This is a genomic window from Pedobacter hiemivivus (genome assembly GCF_004331685.1).
Classification (GTDB): Bacteria; Bacteroidota; Bacteroidia; order Sphingobacteriales; family Sphingobacteriaceae; genus Pedobacter; species Pedobacter hiemivivus.
This window is the reverse complement of the sequence record NZ_SJSM01000001.1, coordinates 609,493-613,458: the sequence shown is the minus strand read 5'-3', so window position 1 is coordinate 613,458 and position 3,966 is coordinate 609,493. Positions and strand designations below refer to the sequence as shown.

General features: G+C 40.7%; 4 protein-coding genes. 3 read left to right on the top strand and 1 reads right to left on the bottom strand.

The window, feature by feature from the left end; genetic code table 11:
• Positions 1-5: 5 nt before the first annotated feature.
• From EZ444_RS02265 to EZ444_RS02255, 3 genes are all read left to right on the top strand, one after another.
• A complete protein-coding gene (locus tag EZ444_RS02265; RefSeq protein ID WP_131606807.1) occupies positions 6-1,103 on the top strand; it encodes a hypothetical protein in 1,098 nt (365 codons plus the stop codon).
• 2 nt (positions 1,104-1,105) lie between these two features.
• Positions 1,106-2,023 (top strand): tail fiber domain-containing protein, encoded by a 918-nt coding sequence (locus tag EZ444_RS02260; protein WP_131606805.1) that lies wholly within the window; start codon positions 1,106-1,108, stop codon positions 2,021-2,023.
• A 125-nt stretch (positions 2,024-2,148) separates the two neighbouring features.
• Entirely contained in the window at positions 2,149-2,928 is a 780-nt protein-coding gene (locus tag EZ444_RS02255; RefSeq protein ID WP_131606803.1) for a DNA-formamidopyrimidine glycosylase family protein, read from the top strand.
• 16 nt (positions 2,929-2,944) lie between these two features.
• Here EZ444_RS02255 and EZ444_RS02250 read toward each other — a convergent pair whose 3' ends face one another.
• A complete protein-coding gene (locus EZ444_RS02250) occupies positions 2,945-3,952 on the bottom strand; it encodes a ketoacyl-ACP synthase III (protein WP_131606801.1) in 1,008 nt (335 codons plus the stop codon).
• Between the last annotated feature and the right edge of the window lie 14 nt (positions 3,953-3,966).

The window sequence follows — 3,966 nt, the reverse complement described above, 5'->3', positions numbered from 1 at the left end:
AAGATATGCAAATCAAACAAAAATGGAGCAGCCATTTAATCCGATTTATGGTGCTCGCTTTAAGTACCTGGTGCTTTCATCCTACGGATGCTAAAGCCCAGTTTGTCGGGAATCCGCTGATTCCTAAAGAAGGGAAAGTGATTATCTATACCAATGACGCCAAAGGTGGGCATCACCAGGTGGCGACGGTTGCCGAACGGAATAACATCAGTGCCGACAGGCGGCAGCCGGGAATGCTGTGTACGGTAATGGACGATGGTACCGGGAAGGCTAAAACTTTCCAGTTGATCTGTAAAGATTTACCTGCAGAGCTGAGTGATAATGCCAACTGGACTGACTTTGCTACTTCGGGTGGTGGTGGTACTATTGGGAGCTTTAACGGTAGCCGCCCGATCACAGGAGAATTTTATACGAATGTGAATCCTGGTACTAATGACCTTGCGAAATGGATTGAGGCGGTATTTTATCCTTCTGTGGGACCATCGGCATCACTTACTGCAACACCATCGGGGGTGGCAGAAATGGGGGCAGCAGGTAGTACTTCTGTTTTCCTATCATGGAGCGCTGCAAGGGCTGCTGCAACAGAAGAAATTACAGAGATTACGGTAAATGGAACCAATGTTTTTAGCAGTACACCTGCTGCAGGTGCTTCAGTAAGCGGAACACAAAGCGCTACAGCTACAAACAACACCAAAACTTCCTTTACAATGACTGTAAAGACAAAAGATAATAAAACGGCATCGGCGACTGCCTCTATCGACTTTCAGTGGAAGCGTTATTGGGGATTTACCTCTGGTGGTGAGGATGGAGTGTCTTTTGCACCAACAGACGCACAGATCCTGGCCTTGTCTGGCAAGGAGTTCGGTACCACAGCTGCAGTATCTAACAAATCAGCTACGCCAAGTGGTCCACAGAAATTGGTTATTGCTTTTCCAGCTTCATGGGGCGGCGGGACTAAGGTTATTGTTGGGGTAAATGATTCTACAGGTGCTTTTGAGAAGACGACGAGATCGTTTACCAATGCAATTGGAGGAACAACATCCTATGTGATTTATGTGCAGCGTGACAACACCGCTGCGGGACTAACTTTTAATATTCAGTAAGCATGAAGAATATCTATTCATTTTTAATAGTAATGGCATTGACTGGCCTGAGTGCATCGGCACAGGTAAAGGTGATCGGTGCGGTAGAACCCAATGACCTTAGCGATAAATATCCTACACACAATGAGATTTATGGTAAAGGAGGTTTTCGTTCGGTAGCAGATATCGCAGGACGAAATGGCATTACCCCTGCAAGAAGAAGTGTCGGGATGTTGGTGTACGTTATTTCAGAAGAAAAACTTTACCAACTCAAAGGTGGTTTGGTAGATGCAAACTGGACAGAACTTGCTTTTGGCGCAGGCGGCGGTGGTACTGGTACCGTTGTGGCCATTGAAAAGGGTGGAACGGGTGCTATTACTGCGGAAGAAGCAAGAGTAAACCTTGGATTGGGTACCATGGCTATTCAGAACAAAGATGCCGTAGAGATTACCAATGGGGCGATTGATGGCACTTTAATTGGTAAACTGACACCTGCAGAAGGTATGTTCACTATTCTGGATGTAAATTCGGAACTGCGTGTGACTGGAAAGGTCATGGTTTCTGGAGATATCACTGCAACAGGGGATGTGACAGCGAATTCGGATGTGCGCCTCAAGAAGAATATTGTGACCATTCCTCCAGTCTCAGAAAGTCTAAGGCGACTGCACGCGGTGTCTTATGATCGTAAGGATATGAACTTGCACCAGATCGGATTTATCGCACAGAATGTTCAAGAGTATTTTCCGTCGCTGATCCGCATTGATAATGATGCGAACAAAACATTGTCGCTGAATTATCAGACCATGACGGTTCCGTTACTGAAGGGCTGGCAGGAACATGATGAAGAAATTAGTCAGCTTAAAACTGAGGTTGATCTGTTAAAGAAGGAATTGAAGGAGCTGAAGGAAATACTGCTGCTCAATGCAAAGGGCAAAAAGTAGGCTGGTATTTGGTCGATGTTGAATTAAATTTGATTTAGATCAATACTGAATTGACTAAAGATAGACTAGGGCGTTTTGATTCATCGTATCTTTAAAGAAAACATCACCAAGTACTTGATAAAATTATGTTTGAACTACCTTATCTAGAAATTTGTGCGGAGATCTTTGAGAAAAGATTTAAAAATAGAGTTCTGCAAAGAGTAGACATTGAGAAGGAACAATGCGCAAATTTTTCTCAAATAGAGTTAAGCGAGCTGTTGGTTGGGCATGAATTGAAAAGGGTATGGCGCGAAGGTTTGTCTTTGTGGTTCCAATTCAGGAATTATGCGGTCTTGGAGATGAGCTTAATGCCTTCAGCAGAACTGCGCGTAATAGAACAAAGTCTGGAAGCTGATTATGGTTTATTGAATCTTTATTTTAACGGTGGACAAATCCTCTCTGTTGAGGATGTTTACGAATTGAGCATATTCCGTCTGAACCCTATTCAAACAAGTGCTCCTGACGTATTGAGTAAGGAAATGACTTACGAGTACTTAATAGATCAATTTTCTAATAGAAATGAAGAGATTAAATATGTACTAATGGATCAGCGGGTGATTCGAGGAATCGAGGAGGCCTACGCGGATGAAATTCTCTGGTTTGCAGAAATTTCTCCTTTTTCAATAGCAAGTAAAATCCCGCTGGATAAAGTAAAAGTACTGTATAAAACAATTAAATATGTTTTATTGGACAGTATTAAAGAAACAAGAAAACTAAACTTTTTGAAAGTTAATGAAATCGATCCTGATCTATTGCTGATTCATAATTCGAATAAGGAGTGTAGTCCAACAGGGAAACCGATAAAAGTAGAAATACGAGATGATACCACCACTTATTATACTGATGAACAAATTCTTTATGTTTAAGGCTCAGCTTTCTGAGTTAGGATATTTTAAGTAGGCAACCAGCCCAGGAATAACCAACTCCGAAACCTGCAAGAAGAACATTTCCTTTTAGTTTGTCCTCTTTTTTAGCTTCCGTCAAAGCGATAGGAATAGTCGATGAAACTGTATTTCCGCAGTCCTCTAAAAAATAATAGAACTTTTCTTCTTCAATGTTTATTTTCTTCCGAAGATGATTTAGCATATACTTATTGGCCTGGTGAAAAATGTATAAATTAACCTCATCAGCCAGAATGTTATTTTTAGACAATACATTTTTTATTAATTCAGGAACTGCAGTTGAAGTAAAACTAAAAATCTCTGCTCCATTCATGCACAATTTACCTGGGTTAGTCACATTGCCGAATTCATCCAAAACATCCTCATTTTGTAAACTAAGACCTGGAAATCTTAGTCCGCCCTTTTTTACAATAAGGTTTTCAGCACCCTTACCATCAGTTCCAAGTTCAAAACTTCCTATTTCAGCAAATCCATCATTCATGGTTATTAAAGTAGCTGAAGCCGCATCTCCAAATATTGTTCTATTGCTTTTATCCTGTGGATGGATAAATTTACTGTAGGTTTCAGCAGTGATCAATAAAACATTAGTCGCAACACTACTATAAATCAGACCTTTTGAAAGTCCTAGGCCATAAACAAAGCCCGAGCAACCTAAATTAAAATCTAAAGCCCCACAAGAGGTTGGAATCCCTAATTTATTTTGGACAATACAGGCGGTGGTTGGTAAAAAGTAATCCGGACTTTGCGTACATAAAAGGATAAAGTCAATGTGATTCCGATCTATCTGATGTTCTTCGAATAATTTCTCGGCCACCTTAACGGCCATATCTGATGAAAATTCATCATCATTCGAAATATGGCGATTATAAATTCCAGTTTTACTGGAGATTTTATCTATCGACCATTCCGGGAAGAGTTCATTTATTTCCTGATTATCGAAAACCTTTTCCGGTAAATAATAGGATATGGCCTTAATTTTTGCTTCCATTGTATTGTTAATAG